We start from the raw sequence: 15,469 nt of genomic DNA, 5'->3' as shown, positions 1-15,469 counted from the left end.
GGTTATGTTTTCCAAATTTTTCATAGAAAAACCGTTATTGTCCACCGTTATTGCGATTGTCATAACCCTTGCAGGAGTCATTGCGCTAAAAGAATTAGCCGTACAGGAGTATCCGGCTCTGACCCCTCTTCAAATAATTATCAGAACTGTCTATCCGGGTGCGGATGCGGATACCGTTTCAAGAACAGTGGCAATTCCGCTCGAAGATTCTTTAAATGGCGTTGGGGACATGATTTATATATCAAGCACCGCATCTTCCGACGGATCACTGACTATGAGCGTATATTTTAATGTGGGCACTGATCCGGCTATGGCAAGGGTTGACGTAAACAACAGGGTACAGATAGCGCTAAGCACTTTACCCGAAGAAGTACAAAAGCAGGGAGTTATAGTCCGTGAACGTTCTCCTGATATGCTTGCTGTTTTATGCTGGATATCTGAGAATCAAAAACGGGACATAGTCTCTCTTTCAAACTATGTAGCGATAAATGTTGCTGATGACCTGAAAAGAGTACCGGGAGTTGGCGATGTGTTTCTTTATGGTGAAAAGAAATACTCAATGAGAGTATGGCTCAAACCTGACAAACTGGCTGTTTTCGGGCTCACGCCTACGGAGATAAGCGATGTGATCAAGGCTCAGAATAAACAGTTCACAGCAGGCGGAATCGGTGATGAACCCAGCTCAACAGAGCAGATTTATACTTACAGCGTAAGAGCTGAAAGCAGATTAAAAACAATTGGAGAATTTGAAAACATCATTATCCGTTCAAACCGGGATGGCTCATCTTTAAAGTTAAAAGATGTCGCCAGAGTGGATCTTGCAGCAGAAAACTACGGCATGAAAGGTTCATTTAAAAGAGAGCCTGCTGTGGCAATGGGAGTTTTTTTGAATCCGGGTGCAAACGCTGTAGCTGTCGGAGATGCGGTCAAAAAAAAGCTTGCTGAAATGTCTAAAGGGTTTCCTCCGGATGTAAAATACTACCTTGTGGATGATATTACCAGATTTGTAAGAGAATCAATAAAAGAAGTTATAATCGCCCTTGTCATCTCAATTATCCTCGTAATTATGGTTATTTATGTATTTCTTGGGAATTTAAGGGCTACATTGATTCCCGTAATGGCAATACCTGTTTCAATAATAGGAACCTTTGCGGGCATCTATTCGGCAGGCTTTTCTATAAATTTGTTAACCCTGTTCGGGCTTATTCTGGCAATCGGACTTGTGGTTGATGACGCCATCGTGGTTATTGAAAATGTGGAACGGATTTTAAGGGAAGAAAAACTTAGTGTCAAGGAAGCAACCGTAAAAGCCATGCAGGAAATTACTTCTCCTGTTATAGCTATCGTTCTTGTGCTTTCTGCAGTATTTATACCCGCTTCATTTATAGGCGGATTCAGCGGCAAGATGTATCAGCAGTTCGCCATTACAATTGCGATATCGGTTTTTATCTCCGGCATTGTAGCTCTTACTCTGACTCCGGCTCTTTGCGTAATATTTTTAAAGGAGACCCAACCACCCCCCATCCTTCCCATTAGATTATTTTTAAAGCTATTTGATACAATAACCAATAGCTTTACAAAAGTTGTCAAACTGGTAATTAAAACTGCTATAATTAATATTATTCTTTTTGGCACAATGATATTTCTTATATTTCATTTGGTTGATAAACTTCCATCCAGTTTGGTGCCGATGGAGGATAAGGGATTGGTTTTGGCTTTAAATTATATGATGCCTGGCACATCGCTTAGCCGCACATTGCAATCCGAGCTTGAAATTGAAAGGATTTCCCAGTCTTATTCTGAAGTAGCCCAGGGAGGCGGAATAATCGGGCTTGATTTCGGCTCCGGGGCTACAAAAACCGATAGCTCTGCAACCTGGGTAAATCTTAAAGACTGGCCGGAGAGAAAAAGGCCTGAACAGTCTGCCAGAGCGCTTGCCGAAGATATGAACAAAAAATTTTATCAACTCAAGAATTCACTGATATTTGCCGTTACTCCCCCTCCAATAAGCGGATTAAGCAATACCGGCGGATTTGAAATGTATATACAGAACAGAACGGGAGAGTCCATCGATAAACTGAATGGATACATTCAGGAAATTGTTAAAAGGGCTAACCAGAACCCTACTTTGATGGCGGTGCGTACGACTCTTAATACCAATGTGCCGCATTATTCTGTTGTGGTAAACAGGGAGAAAGCAAAATCTTTAGGGGTAGAAATAGATAAGTTGTACAAAACACTTCAAATGACATTTGGTAAAAGCTATGTTAATGACGTAAATCTGTACGGGAAAACATATCATGTAAACATGCAGTCCGAAGGCAAATTCAGAGAATCACTAAATGATTACAATAAAGTCTTTGTTCGTTCACAGTATGGAGAACTGGTGCCGGTAAGTTCTCTTATTACCTTGAAAAGAATAATTGATACCAGTGTTGTTGAAAGATTTAACATGTTTCCGGCTGCAAAAATTATTGGTGAACCAAGACACGGATTTTCAAGCGGCGCTGCGCTTAAGGCAATAGAAGACACAGCTCTTGAAGTCTTACCGACCGGATATACAATTGCCTGGGCAGGAACTTCCTATCAGGAGAAAAGTCTGGCTCAGACAGGTTATGTAGCTACTGTCTATGCAGTTGTTTTTGTGTTTTTGATACTTATTGCTCTTTATGAAAGCTGGCTGGCTCCTGTTGCAATTATCCTGTCCATACCTTTTGCAATATTCGGCGCTATACTTGGTGTATTGCTAAGAGGACTTGAAAGTGATATATATTTCCAGGTAGGTATTATTACTTTGGTTGGACTTGCGGCAAAAAATGCTATTTTAATTGTTGAATTTGCCGAAGAACGCTACAAAAAGCATGGAATGCCTTTGTTCGAAGCAACTGTGGAAGCTGCAAGGATAAGATTCAGGCCGATAGTTATGACTTCTTTTGCCTTTATAGCCGGAACACTTCCTCTTGCCCTCGGGACCGGAGCCGGAGCCGGCAGCAGAAATATCATAGGCACAACAGTTGTAGCCGGAATGTTTTTGGCAACAACAATCGGAGTATTTGCCATCCCTTTATTTTATTATCTGATTATGAGGGCAAAACAAATATTTGAAGAAAAGGTGAAAAGATGAAAAAAAGGCTTTATATATACTTATTAGTCTCGGCAATTGGATTTTACAGTTGTTCTTTTGCACCAAAATATTCTAAACCGCAGGTCAATCTGCCTCCGGATCTTGCAAAGACTGCCTGTGATACTGCTATAAATACAAAATGGTGGCAAAATTATAAAGATGAAAATTTAAATATGCTTATAGAAGAAGCATTGAAAAATAACGATGACCTGAAATTGGCGGCTACAAGGATTGAAGAAGCAAGATACAGGCTGGGTTTTGCCAAAGCCGACCGTTTTCCCTTTATAAATGCCAACGCAGCAGCATCAAGGCAAAGAACAAGCGCTGAGGCTTCTCAATTGGGAAGTGCATATACGAATAATTATTTTTCTCTTTCAGCAGATGTGGCATATGAGCTGGATCTCTGGGGTAAATTAAAAAACCGGAAGGAAGCAGCTTACTCTACCCTGCTTTCAACAAAAGCAGGAAAAGATACTCTGCAGCTTAGCCTTGTCTCAAATGTTGCAACAGTATATTTTAATCTTGTATCTCTTGCGCGGCAGTTACAAACTACCGAAAACATATTAACTAGTTATAAGGAAATCTATGAGTTCAGGCAAAAGCAGTTCAAGCATGGTATCCTTGATGAAATGGTTGTACAGCAGGCAAAGGCTCAATATGATTCCGTGAAAATTTTGCTTGAAAATTTAAAAGAGCAGGATGCTTTATTAAAGAACACCCTATCTCTTATTTTAGGTAAAACTCCCAATGAAATATTTGATAATCTTTATAATATAAATCTTCAATTGCCCGAACCAATTAAAGTGCCTGCCTTGCTCCCGTCAAAGCTGCTTGAAAACAGGCCGGATATTTTACAGGCTGAAGAAACTTTAAAAGCCGCTAACTTTCAAATCGGCGTGGCAAAGGCTGCTTATTTCCCATCAATATCCCTTACCGGCGCTTTGGGACTGCATAGCTTTGAATTAGACAATCTGATGCAATCATCAGCAAGAATGTGGAATATAGGTGGAAATTTAATAGAACCTGTTCTTGATTTCGGCAGAAGAAATTCAAATGTTAAAATTACAGAAGCACAGCAGAAACAAGCCGTCATTCAATATGTAAAAACAGTAAAAACCGCTTTTAAGGAAGTACATGATGCTTTGATCAAGATCAAGACTTCCGGCAATAAGCTTAGCGCCCAGGAAGAGGAGTTAAAAGCGCTTGAAAGGGTTTTATTTCTTGCCAACAAGAAGTATGAAGTTGGAGTTGTTGATTATCTTACAGTGCTTGATGCTCAACGCGGATATCTGAATTCATCTCTAAATCTCATAAGCTATCAGACGGAAGTAATTAACAGCCAGATTGTTCTTTATAAGGCTCTTGGCGGTGGATGGACCAAAGCTCTTCTTTCGAAAAATGATTCCATTTAGTTTTATACGCAAACTATCAGTTTATATTATTCACAATGAATATTGAATCTTTTAAAAAAAAAGACCTTGTTACAGCTCTTGTTGCCGATGAAAAGGGCACAATATTCGAACTTGATGGCTATGCTGCTGTTGGAATGGCAGCATCTTCTATAATACCATTGACTAAACAAAATACCGTTCCCATGCCTTATGGCGGTGAGTTTATGTTTTTGCCGGACAGGCATCCAATCCTGTTTAATCTTGAAACATCAAAACTTGAAACTTTAAAAAACAATCCATATGCCCCGGGCGAACCTATCTTTCCTGTAGCAGCTTTCAATTCACCGGGTTATGTTCTTTCTCATGTTTGCGCTTATAAGGAACTAAAGGGGGCTAAGCATCTTCCTTTATTTTCATATGGAGCTGTTGGCTGGCACAATGGCAAATTTCGAACAGCAGTAATACTTGTGGACAGTGAAAAAAGGCAGGATTTACGTCTGATGCCGCACAACAAAATATTAGTGGGTATCCGCTCCATGAGAACAAAAATGCCACATAACAGGTTGCGCGCGCATCTTGAAAATTGCGCTTTAACTTATGGATGTCCTGCCGCAAAAAATTTTTTCTTGAAAAGATTTGAAGCACCCCTTCCGACTTCAAAAAATTGTAACGCACAATGCTTAGGCTGTTTATCGTTACAGAAAAGTACTGATATTAAAAACAGTCAGGATAGAATCTCATTTACTCCGACACCCGAAGAAATTGCAGAAATTGCAATTGAGCATATAAAAAAGGTAAAGAAAAGTGTAGTCAGTTTTGGCCAGGGTTGTGAAGGAGATCCCTTGCTTGCTGCTCATGTTATTGAACCTGCAATAAAGCTGATACGTGCAAAGACCCTAAACGGAACTATCAATATGAATACCAATGGTAGTATCCCGGATGTTCTTGAAAAACTTTTTGATGCAGGGCTTGACAGTATTAGAATAAGTATGAACAGCGTTAGGGAAACCTGCTATACTTCATATTTTCGTCCAAAAGGGTATGCTTTTTCAGATGTTATAAAAAGTATAAAAATTGCGATTAAAAAGAAAAAGTTTATATCCATAAATTATCTTAATTGCCCAGGTTTTACAGATTCACAGGAAGAACTGGCTGCTCTTTATGATTTTTTAAAAAAGTATCCGGTTAATTTCATACAGTGGAGAAACCTGAATTTTGATCCTTTAAGATATTGGAAGATAATGTCTGAAGCTGCGCCGGTGAGTACTCCTGTCGGCATGAGTACAATTCTTTCTATGATAAAAAAAGACTTCCCGGATTTAAAGCACGGATACTTTAATCCACCGAAAGAAACATTTTAATAAACAAAATGAATATATCGCTTTTTCATCTTCTGACAGTTGGTTACACAAAAACTGCAAATACGAATGCCGAATTTGTGATACTTTTGCACGGCCTGGCGCGTACTAAAAGATCTTTGTTAAAACTCGAACATTACCTTGAAAACAAAGGTTTTCGTGTAGTAAATATCGGCTATCCATCACGCAGGAAAACCATACAGGAACTTTCTGTAGACACAATACCCAAAGCAATTGAAAAATGCTTATCTCTTGGTGCCGGTAAAATCCATTTTGTTACTCATTCTATGGGAGGCATTCTGGTCCGATACTATCTTGAAAATAATAAAGTTTCAAATCTTGGCCGCGTTGTAATGCTAAGTCCTCCGAATAGCGGCAGTGAAATCGTCGATAAATTTGGAAAAAGCACCGTTTTTAAATTAATAAACGGGCCTGCAGGAAAACAATTGGGAACAAAACCGGGCAGTATTCCAAAAGCAGTGGGTCCTCCTGATTATGAGGTCGGAATTATTACCGGTGATAAAACAATTACTCCCATTTCATCGTTTCTGATTCCGGGAAAAAGCGATGGAAAGGTTTCCGTAGAAAGCGCAAAGCTTTTGGGTATGAAAGATTTTCTGGTGGTACATAAAACACATTCTTTTATAATGAATGATAAAAAGGTTCTTGAACAGGTTACAGCTTTTTTAAAAAACGGAATGTTTAAAATAGATTAAAAAGCGTTTACTCCTATAGGATTGATGGATTTATAAGAAATCCATCAATCCTATAGGATCATTACCGACAAAGCTTATTGTCCGGCAATCTCTTTTCCGCAATGCTTACACATATTGGCCCTTTTTTTTACTATTTCTGCACAAAACGGGCATTCTCTGGTAAAAGATCTTTCATGTATCTTTGAAATCGATTGTTCAACCTTTTCTTTAATAAGCTTGTTTTCAAATTTTAAGTTTTTTAAAGGTTCGATTGCATCTACTTCACCTATATCACCTATCATTTCGGCTGCCTTGAGCCTTACACGTGCAGGCTCCGTCGGATCAAGTATAATTCTCATAACTGACGGAGAATCTTTTGATACATAACATTCGGCAAGAATAGAAAAGCCTTTTTTCGTAGCCTCTTTCAATGCTTCCTGTTGTGCCATTATCTTGTCATCTATAATCTGTCCTGTTGCTCCTGCAGGGCTAAATACCGTAATCAGCTCAAATTGGTCGGTGCCTGGATAGCACATACATCTATAGGAAGCGCTATGAGCATAATTATCTTTAATGTTGTCCCATCCGCTTGTATATGAAGAACAATCATCATTAAAGCATATATAAAGATAAGGTGTTCCCCATCCCAAACCATCCCCGCAGTTAATCGACGGAACTTCCCAGAGATTCATTTCGGTTTTACAATGCGGACAGACCGGTTTTCCCTTAGTAAGTATTTTTTCAAGAACCTGTTCTTTTGTTTCAAGCATAATCGTATACTCTCCAATAACATTGTTTATAATATTATATTTAGTTAAAAGTTAAGAGTCCGTTTCAAATTGTCAACAGGTTAAAGCTTAACATATATTGTTGAATGTTTATGTATTTTTAAAATTCCAGTTTTATCACATGTAAAACACCGGTATCCGTTTCTTTTATCTGCAGACGCAATTGTTTTGCCGATAAAGCTTCACCAGGGAAAAACAGTATCCCATGCGCCAAGTTTTTGGGTAATACTGCGTTATTCTGGAGAGATTTTTCACGCAGGTCATTTGTTATTGATTTTATTGCATTATCAGAACCATAGCCGATTGCACCTCCTATTGTTGCACCGGCAGCGGCACCAACAGCAGCACCTTTTCCGGCTGCTGATGCTACATTTTCGCCGGAGACAATCCCTATAGCCGCTCCGATCACTGCACCGGCTGCAGCCCCAAGTAAACCTTTATAAGCCCCTTCTTTGAACACTTCTTTTGTTTTGGCATATTTAGTGGCTCTTTCGTATGCTATATCTTTGCTCAATATTGGCCAGAGATTTCCATTCTTATCTTCAAGAAAAGTCTGATTACCTACAACTTCCAATGCGTGAGATCCCTGGTTATCAAACACCACCTGGATAGGAAGCATCCCGGCTCCGTGTATATCAAAACCGAAAATATCTTTTGTTTCTTTTGGATCTGTAAATGCTCTTGCTGCTATATCTGCGCCTGCAATGTTTACGGCATTATTTAAAGATGTCGGAGATTTAAAGGGAAGGGGTTTTATTTTATATGTAGAACATCCTGCAATTAGTAAAACAATGGATAGTAACAGCATTAATATATAAGATGAGTATCGTTTCATATCTATCCTCCTTGTAAATAAATTATAAAGCTTGAACATCTTGTATTCATCTTTAATGTAATATAAATTTGTTTCATTATAAATTAGATTTAGCTGTTATGAAAGCAATAAAAAGGAGATACTGATGGAAGCTATAGATATGGTGGCTCAGCTTATGGTTATATCTGCAACTACGGCCCCTAAAAGCAAAGGGGAAAACTATGTTTGCACTCAAATACTAAAAGGAAAAGATCTTAAGAAGCTTTCAAAAAAAATGATAGAATTCGGAATAAAAAAAGAAAAAAAAGATTTTGATCGGGATGCAAAAAATATTTCCGTATCAGATGCAATAGTGCTTATAGGCCTAAAAGATGCAAAACCATTAGGGTTGGATTGCGGTGTATGCGGTTATCCGGATTGCAAAACACTTTCCTTACAAGAAAAGAAATCTGTAGATTTCATGGGTCCTGTCTGCGCTTTTAGAACACTTGATATGGGCATAGCGCTTGGTTCAGCCGTAAAAACAGCAAGCATGTTTAATATTGATAATCGTATTATGTATAGAATTGGAGTTGTTGTACGCTACATGAAAATGGTTGACTGGGATTTTATTATGGGAATTCCTCTTTCAATAACCGGAAAGAATATATATTTTGACAGATAAAAACCGGGCCTGTTAACAGTCCACAAAAAGGCAAAAACGGATAAGTCCAAGCTTGGTATAAGGAAAAAAATAACGTATGAACCGAAACTTTATTGATCCGGCCCATACGTTATTTTATATAAGTATAAAACCTTGCGGTTTTAAGTCATATATTTATCCGCAGCACCCGTCCCCACAACTTCCTCCATCATCGCAACTATCTGATGATGAACAGCCGCAGCCGCAACCTTCCTGAACCTGGGTAGGTTTATCACTAATGCCAACAACTTCAATAGCAAAGGTCAATTCTTGACCGGCAAGAGGGTGGTTTAAATCCAAGATAACGTTTTCACTATCAATCTGTGTAACCTTAGCAGGGACCTGACGGCCATCCTGCATTTGAAGGCCGATAACCTGACCCACTTCCGGAACTACACCGGGAGGCACTTCCGATAACGGAAAGTTATGCATCATGCTGTCATTTCTTGGACCATAGGCATCTTCCGGCGCAAGTGTAAATGTTTTTTTCTCGTTTAAAGACATTCCGACAAGTGAATCTTCAAAACCTTTTATCAATTGCCCGCCACCCATCAGCACTTCAAGGGGCATTCGACCTTCACTGCTGTCAAACACTTCTCCGTCACTCAGAGTTCCTTTATAATGAACACTGACGTACATATTGTTTTCAACTTTTTCCATGAAATTCTCCTGTATTTTAATTTATATTTATTTTAAGATATATATGAATATCTTTAAGTCAAGTAAATAATTGTTTTATTTATCGGCAAACTTCTTGCTTAATTATCTTTTACGAAGCTGTGAAACAACAAATTCTCTGCAATTTGTTTTATCCCTTGTACTCCAAGCAAGTTATTCCATTCTCATATTTTGCCGGATTTCAGAAAATCAATGGCTTGTAATTTCTCTCAAGCTAGGTTATTTAAGACTCATTTATTAGTTAAGGAGTTATTAATGAAGAAGATCGAAATTTACGGATCAACAGGCCAATCAAAGATTTTAGTTGGTGAGAGTTTACAAAATCTGAAAAATTATATTCCCGGTGAAAATGTTTTTCTGATTACTGATGAAAACGTCTCAAAACATTATCGCAACCAATTTCCTGGCTATCCTGTAATTACTATCGGTACCGGTGAATCTGTAAAAACTCTTGATACGGCCGGATACATATATCAAAACCTGATGGACATGAATGCACAGCGCTCCAGTGTTATTGTAGGCATAGGTGGTGGTATTGTCTGTGATATTACTGGGTTTGTTGCATCAACTTATCTAAGGGGCGTATCTTTCGGATTTGTATCTTCCACATTGCTTTCTCAGGTTGATGCCAGCGTAGGTGGTAAAAACGGCGTTAACTTCAAAGGATACAAAAACATGGTAGGTGTCTTTAACCAGCCGGCCTTTGTTATCTGTGATCTTAACCTTTTAAAAACTCTGCCCCAAAAAGACCTTTTGTGCGGATTTGCCGAAATTGTTAAGCATGCCGCCATAGAAGATGCCGTCATGTTTGAATATCTTGAAAATAACTATAAAAAAGCTTTGTCTATAGATTACAATGTAATTGAGAGACTTGTATATGATTCTGTTGTAATCAAATCATCTGTAGTAAACAGGGATGAGAAGGAAAAAGGTGAAAGGCGCAAACTTAATTTCGGTCATACTATTGGGCATGCTATTGAAAAAACTACTGGAATTCCTCACGGACAAGCAGTAAGCCTGGGTATGGTCTTTGCCGCTTTCCTTTCTGAAAAAAAAGGTTTGCTGTCATCCGGTGAAAAACAGCAAATTATAACTCTGCTTAAAAATCTTGAATTGCCCACAACAATAAAAATTGATAAAAATAAGGTTATGGATGCGCTTAATAAAGATAAAAAAAGAGAAGGGGAAGGGATTCATTTCGTATTGCTTGACGGAATAGGTAAAGCTGTTATAGATGAAATTTCAATAAGCGAATTAAATAGCGAATTAGATAATGTGTTTGATAATATTTGATTACATTGTTAGGCGGGAGACAGCAGACACAAAATGACTTTTATACTGGATGTTCCGGTTATCGGTATTTTAAGGGGAATCGAAGCTTCTTTCTTTAAGGAAATTTTGCATGCCTCCTTTAGCTCAGGGCTCCAGGCTATTGAAGTTACAATGAATACTGAAAATGCTGCTCAAATTATTTCAAACTGCCGCAAATCTGTGCCTTCGGGAAAATTGTTGGGCGCCGGAACCGTACGAAATCTGGATGAAGCTAAAAAAGCAGCGGATTCGGGAGCCATGTTTTTTGTAACTCCAAACACGGATACTTCGGTAATAGAATATGCCTTTTCTCATAATATACCGGTAATTGCCGGGGCATTTACTCCAACCGAAGTGTACAACGCATGGTCTGCCGGTGCGAATATGGTTAAGGTTTTTCCGTGCGGCCATTTTGGCCCGCAATATATTAAAGATCTGCTGGGGCCCTTTGACCAAATTCCACTTGTTGCGGTAGGCGGTGTTAACAGTTCAAATATTGGAGATTATTTCAAAGCAGGCGTCAAGGCGGTTGGGACAAGCACTTCGCTGTTCGGAAAGGAAGCTCTTGAAAACCGGAATATTGAGGATCTTGCGCGAAATGTAAAAATTTTTGTTGAACTATGCAAAAAAGCAGCTATCAAGAACTTAATAATAAAGGAGAATTAATAAAAATGTTTAGGCCTGAGATAAAGGTGTTGGATTGTACAGTCCGTGACGGGGGGCTGATGAATAAATGGCAGTTTGAGGATGATTTTGTCCGGGCGGTTTACAAAGCCAATTCCAAGGCTGGCGTTGATTATATGGAAGTTGGTTACCTCAGTTCAGAAAGTGCGTTTCCCCGCGATAAGTTCGGACCATGGCGGCTTTGTGCTGATAAAGATATAAGGCGGGTTATCGGTGAAGGTGAAAGAAAAATTAAACTATCCGCTATGGCAGATATCGGAAGGATTGACTATGATGATATTCCTTTAAAATCGGAAAGCATGCTTGATATGGTCCGGGTCGCCTGCTATGTGCATCAGATCGACGCGGCAATAGAACTTGCACATCACTGCATGGAAAAAGGTTTTGAAGCAACCATCAATCTTATGGCTGTTTCCACTGTCGGCATGAGAGAGCTTAATGAAGCTTTAGATGATCTTTCGAAAAGCAGGGTACCTGTTATTTATCTTGTGGATAGCTTTGGTGCTTTTTACTCAGAAGATATTGATATACTGTCAGCCAAGTACATGGAGCGTCTTCCCGGAAAAACTATAGGGATTCACACTCATAATAACCAACAATTAGCCTTTGCAAATACTATCTCGTCTATTATAAACGGCATCAACTACGTAGATGGCAGCTTTTACGGCATCGGCCGTGGGGCCGGCAATTGCCCTCTGGAGTTGTTGATTTCATTTCTTAAAAATCCCAAGTTTAATGTCCGTCCGATTATTGAGGCTATAGAATCACATATATTCCCATGGCGGGAAAAAATCGATTGGGGATACTTTGTACCGTATATGATAACCGGTGTTTTGAATCAACACCCCCGAAGCGCCATGGCCATCATGGAATCGGACAAAAAAAATCAGATCCTGGAATTTTATGACCAAATGACAAATTTAGTGGAATCATTATAAGATCGGCTGAAAACAAGCCTCCTGCCGTAACTTCGGAGCAGGAGGCTAAACATCAGATATATCAAAACTCCAATACTACACCCACCGGACAATGGTCTGAACCAAATATATCATTATCGATAAATGGCTCTTTTAACCAGCCTTTATCTATTATATTTTGGCTTACAAAAACATAATCTACCCGCCAGCCTACATTTTTTTCTCTGGCATTGGCCCGGTAAGACCACCACGAATATTTTACTTTTTCAGGATAAAAATACCGGAAAGTATCCACGTAACCACGCTTAATTATTTCATCCATCCAGTCTCGTTCTATGCGCAAAAAGCCCGAATATTTTTCATTGGGTTTGGGATGTGTCAGATCTATTTCATTGTGGGCAATGTTATAGTCCCCGCTTATAATCAGATTTTTACCCTGACTTTTCAGTAAATCCGTATACGCAAAAAAATCTTTGTAGAAATCAAGCTTATACTGCAGGCGGTCTTCATTCATTTGGCCGTTTGGGAAATAGACATTAAAAAATATAAAATCTCCAAAGTCTGTTTCTAATATGCGGCCTTCTTGATCATATTTTTGATTCCCTATTCCTGTTTTAACATTTTTGGGCTCAAAGCGCGTATATGTGGCAACTCCGCTGTAACCTTTTTTAATCGTGGAATACGACCAGTAGGAGCTATAACCTTCAAAATTCAACATGCTATCGGTTCTCTGGTGCTCCTGAAGCTTTGTCTCCTGAATGGCAAATATATCCGGATTCATACGCCGGATGCTTTCAAAAAAATCCTTTTTTGCCACAGCCCGCAGGCCGTTAACATTCCATGATATTAGTTTTACAAGTTTTTTTGGCATTATATTATGCGGATTTAATCAATGAAAGTATTTCTGCCACAAGTTTTTCAGCTCCTTCGAGTATCTGAGAGATTCTTGCATTCAGCATATAACAGGGAGTTGTTACCACTTTATGTTCATGATCTACAACAACTTCTCCATGTTGTGTATTTACAGTCACAGCACCCATTTGCATAGCCTTGCTGTTTGCACCTTCATCCTGGCCCAATGTGATTCTTACATTAGGTATCAACCTGGCAAGAATCACAGGTGCAATACAAAGCGCACCTATCGGTTTTTTTTGGGCAACCATTGCACACACGGCACCTTCCACATCAGGATTAACACTCATTTTATCCCCGTCAATCCCGAAACTGCACAAACTCAATGCAGCACCGCCGAATCCGCCCGGCATTACTAAAGCATCAAACTTATCAGCACTAAACTCTTTAAGATTCCTGATATCCCCGCGTGCTATCCGTGCAGACTCGATAAGAACATTTCTCTTCTCTGCCATAGGCTCACCGGTAATGTGGTTTAGCACAACGTGTTGTGAAATATCAGGAGCAAAGCAAGTGTACTTTGCTCCTGCACGATCGATAGCAAGCAGTGTGGTTACGGATTCATGAATTTCCGAACCATCCTTGTTTCCGCATCCGGCAAGAATTACAGCAAAATGATAAGGTATTTCAGACATGCCTGCTCTCCCTTATACTATTAAAAATTATGCCATCCTCAATGCGCCTGTGAGCTTAAATACTTCTCCATTTAAGTATATATTTTCTATCAGGTGTTGAACCAAAAAAGCATATTCTGAGGGTTTTCCCAGCCTTTTTGGAAAAGGAATTGATTTGGCCAATGCTTCACGAGCTTTTTCCGGTACTCTGGCAAGCATTGGTGTATCTATGGTTCCGGGTGCAATTGTTACAACACGGATTCCGTGGCGTCCCAACTCTCTTGCCACAGGAAGCATCAAGCCTTCAACTCCGCCCTTGGAAGCGCTATAAGCGGCCTGTCCGATTTGCCCCTGAGATGCGGCAACAGATGAAGTATTGATAACAATACCCCGTTCGCCATCTTCACCTGGCTCATTTTCAGCCATTTTTGCTGCCGCGCTTATGAGAACTCTCATGGTACCAATAAGATTAACCTGAATTCTGGCTTCAAAAAAATCCATAGGCATAGGGCCCTTTTCTTTATCAAGTATCTTGCATGGGCCACCTATTCCGGCGCAATTAATAGCTACATTTATGCCTCCCATCTTTTCGGCAGCAGTATTTATAGCCTGATTTACACTGTCATTATTTGTAACATCGGTTTTAACAAAAAAGCCTCCCAGTTCTGCCGCAAGGCTTATGCCTTTATCTTCCTGTAAATCAAGAATGGTAACTTTTCCTCCGCCACTTGTAATCTGACGTGCGCATTCTTCTCCAATACCGGAAGCACCGCCACTTATAATCGCTTTGCATTCGCTGATCTTCATAATTTATTCTCCCTTTTCTAAACCAACAATTTTATATTATGCCGTTACATTAATAGATTGATAGCAAATCGTAATTATTACATTCATATTGCTATCAGCAACCATAATTTCTGTCAAGTTAAAATAAATGGCAGAATCATGCTTAACGTAATGAAATATATAAAAATTCTATTATGAACGATACTATAATATGTTGTTGACAGCAACTTTGAGATATGAAAAAAATAATTCTAGACTTTGTATATTATTATTGATACACTTCCCCCATACTTTAAATCAAACAAAAATGGGGGTTTTTATGAAATCTATTATTCCTAAGGATCTAACATTTTCAGAAGTTGGACATTTACCGATCGTTAAGGCATTTGCTAATAAGATTAAACTTGTTGAAACCTTCGACACCATGGTCAACAGCCAGATGGAGTTGCCCACTGGTGCTTGCATTTTAGCTATGGTATTGGATACGCTTTCAGGAAGAACTCCATTGTACCGGCTTGAGGAGTTCTTCCAGGAAAAAGACACCGAGTTATTGCTTGGTAATCATATTGAACCAGGACTTTTCAGTGACTTTAATGTCGCTCGTGTTCTTGATAAAGTTTTCGATACCGGCACGCAGAAGATCTTTTCAAAGATCGCGCAAAATGCCATCAACATATTCGATATCGATCCACAGCGGGTTCACTTTGATACCACA

At 39.2% G+C, this 15,469-nt stretch carries 15 protein-coding genes; 9 read left to right on the top strand and 6 right to left on the bottom strand.

Going from position 1 to position 15,469, the window contains the following annotated elements; translation table 11 throughout:
- The first annotated feature begins 4 nt into the window (after positions 1–4).
- Genes KKC46_00075 through KKC46_00060 form a run of 4 tightly spaced genes read left to right on the top strand, consistent with a single transcriptional unit; the run spans position 5 to position 6,589 of the window.
- Entirely contained in the window at positions 5–3,124 is a 3,120-nt protein-coding gene (locus tag KKC46_00075) for an efflux RND transporter permease subunit (GenBank protein ID MBU1052209.1), read from the top strand.
- Positions 3,121–4,536, top strand: a complete 1,416-nt coding sequence (locus KKC46_00070; GenBank protein ID MBU1052208.1) for an efflux transporter outer membrane subunit — start codon at positions 3,121–3,123, stop codon at positions 4,534–4,536. The genes KKC46_00075 and KKC46_00070 overlap by 4 nt, the downstream gene beginning before the upstream one ends.
- Positions 4,537–4,571: 35 nt before the next feature.
- Complete coding sequence (locus tag KKC46_00065) at positions 4,572–5,876, top strand: radical SAM protein (protein ID MBU1052207.1); 1,305 nt, start codon at positions 4,572–4,574, stop codon at positions 5,874–5,876.
- An 8-nt stretch (positions 5,877–5,884) separates the two neighbouring features.
- Entirely contained in the window at positions 5,885–6,589 is a 705-nt protein-coding gene (locus KKC46_00060) for an alpha/beta hydrolase (protein ID MBU1052206.1), read from the top strand.
- A gap of 74 nt (positions 6,590–6,663) precedes the next feature.
- Here KKC46_00060 and KKC46_00055 read toward each other — a convergent pair whose 3' ends face one another.
- Positions 6,664–7,341 carry a zinc ribbon domain-containing protein gene (locus tag KKC46_00055; protein MBU1052205.1) on the bottom strand — a complete coding sequence of 226 codons (678 nt, stop codon included), beginning with the start codon at positions 7,339–7,341 and terminating at the stop codon, positions 6,664–6,666.
- Between the two features lie 115 nt (positions 7,342–7,456).
- A complete protein-coding gene (locus KKC46_00050; protein ID MBU1052204.1) occupies positions 7,457–8,191 on the bottom strand; it encodes a hypothetical protein in 735 nt (244 codons plus the stop codon).
- 124 nt (positions 8,192–8,315) lie between these two features.
- On the opposite strand from KKC46_00050, the gene KKC46_00045 reads away from it, so the two are divergent.
- Positions 8,316–8,834, top strand: coding sequence for a hypothetical protein (locus KKC46_00045; GenBank protein ID MBU1052203.1), 519 nt, complete (start codon positions 8,316–8,318; stop codon positions 8,832–8,834).
- A gap of 153 nt (positions 8,835–8,987) precedes the next feature.
- On the opposite strand, the gene KKC46_00040 is transcribed toward KKC46_00045, so the two are convergent.
- Positions 8,988–9,512, bottom strand: coding sequence for a peptidylprolyl isomerase (locus KKC46_00040; protein MBU1052202.1), 525 nt, complete (start codon positions 9,510–9,512; stop codon positions 8,988–8,990).
- A 273-nt stretch (positions 9,513–9,785) separates the two neighbouring features.
- Between KKC46_00040 and aroB the strand changes: the two genes are divergently transcribed.
- Genes aroB through KKC46_00025 form a run of 3 tightly spaced genes read left to right on the top strand, consistent with a single transcriptional unit; the run spans position 9,786 to position 12,463 of the window.
- Positions 9,786–10,823: a 3-dehydroquinate synthase gene (aroB, locus tag KKC46_00035; protein MBU1052201.1), complete on the top strand. Its 1,038-nt coding sequence runs from the start codon at positions 9,786–9,788 to the stop codon at positions 10,821–10,823.
- A gap of 33 nt (positions 10,824–10,856) precedes the next feature.
- A complete protein-coding gene (locus tag KKC46_00030) occupies positions 10,857–11,507 on the top strand; it encodes a bifunctional 4-hydroxy-2-oxoglutarate aldolase/2-dehydro-3-deoxy-phosphogluconate aldolase (GenBank protein ID MBU1052200.1) in 651 nt (216 codons plus the stop codon).
- A 5-nt stretch (positions 11,508–11,512) separates the two neighbouring features.
- Positions 11,513–12,463 carry an aldolase catalytic domain-containing protein gene (locus KKC46_00025; GenBank protein MBU1052199.1) on the top strand — a complete coding sequence of 317 codons (951 nt, stop codon included), beginning with the start codon at positions 11,513–11,515 and terminating at the stop codon, positions 12,461–12,463.
- A 61-nt stretch (positions 12,464–12,524) separates the two neighbouring features.
- On the opposite strand, the gene xth is transcribed toward KKC46_00025, so the two are convergent.
- The 3 genes from xth to KKC46_00010 are packed head-to-tail and all read right to left on the bottom strand — an operon-like array spanning position 12,525 to position 14,775.
- Entirely contained in the window at positions 12,525–13,313 is a 789-nt protein-coding gene (gene xth, locus KKC46_00020) for an exodeoxyribonuclease III (GenBank protein MBU1052198.1), read from the bottom strand.
- Between the two features lie 4 nt (positions 13,314–13,317).
- A complete protein-coding gene (elbB, locus tag KKC46_00015) occupies positions 13,318–13,989 on the bottom strand; it encodes an isoprenoid biosynthesis glyoxalase ElbB (protein MBU1052197.1) in 672 nt (223 codons plus the stop codon).
- Positions 13,990–14,016: 27 nt separating this feature from the next.
- A complete protein-coding gene (locus KKC46_00010; protein MBU1052196.1) occupies positions 14,017–14,775 on the bottom strand; it encodes an SDR family NAD(P)-dependent oxidoreductase in 759 nt (252 codons plus the stop codon).
- A 298-nt stretch (positions 14,776–15,073) separates the two neighbouring features.
- Between KKC46_00010 and KKC46_00005 the strand changes: the two genes are divergently transcribed.
- On the top strand, positions 15,074–15,469 hold a 396-nt coding region (locus KKC46_00005; protein MBU1052195.1), incomplete at its 3' end, for a DUF4277 domain-containing protein.

It is taken from the genome of Pseudomonadota bacterium, from assembly GCA_018817425.1.
Classification (GTDB): domain Bacteria; phylum Desulfobacterota; class Desulfobacteria; order Desulfobacterales; family RPRI01; genus RPRI01.
This window is presented reverse-complemented; position numbering and strand designations above follow the sequence as displayed.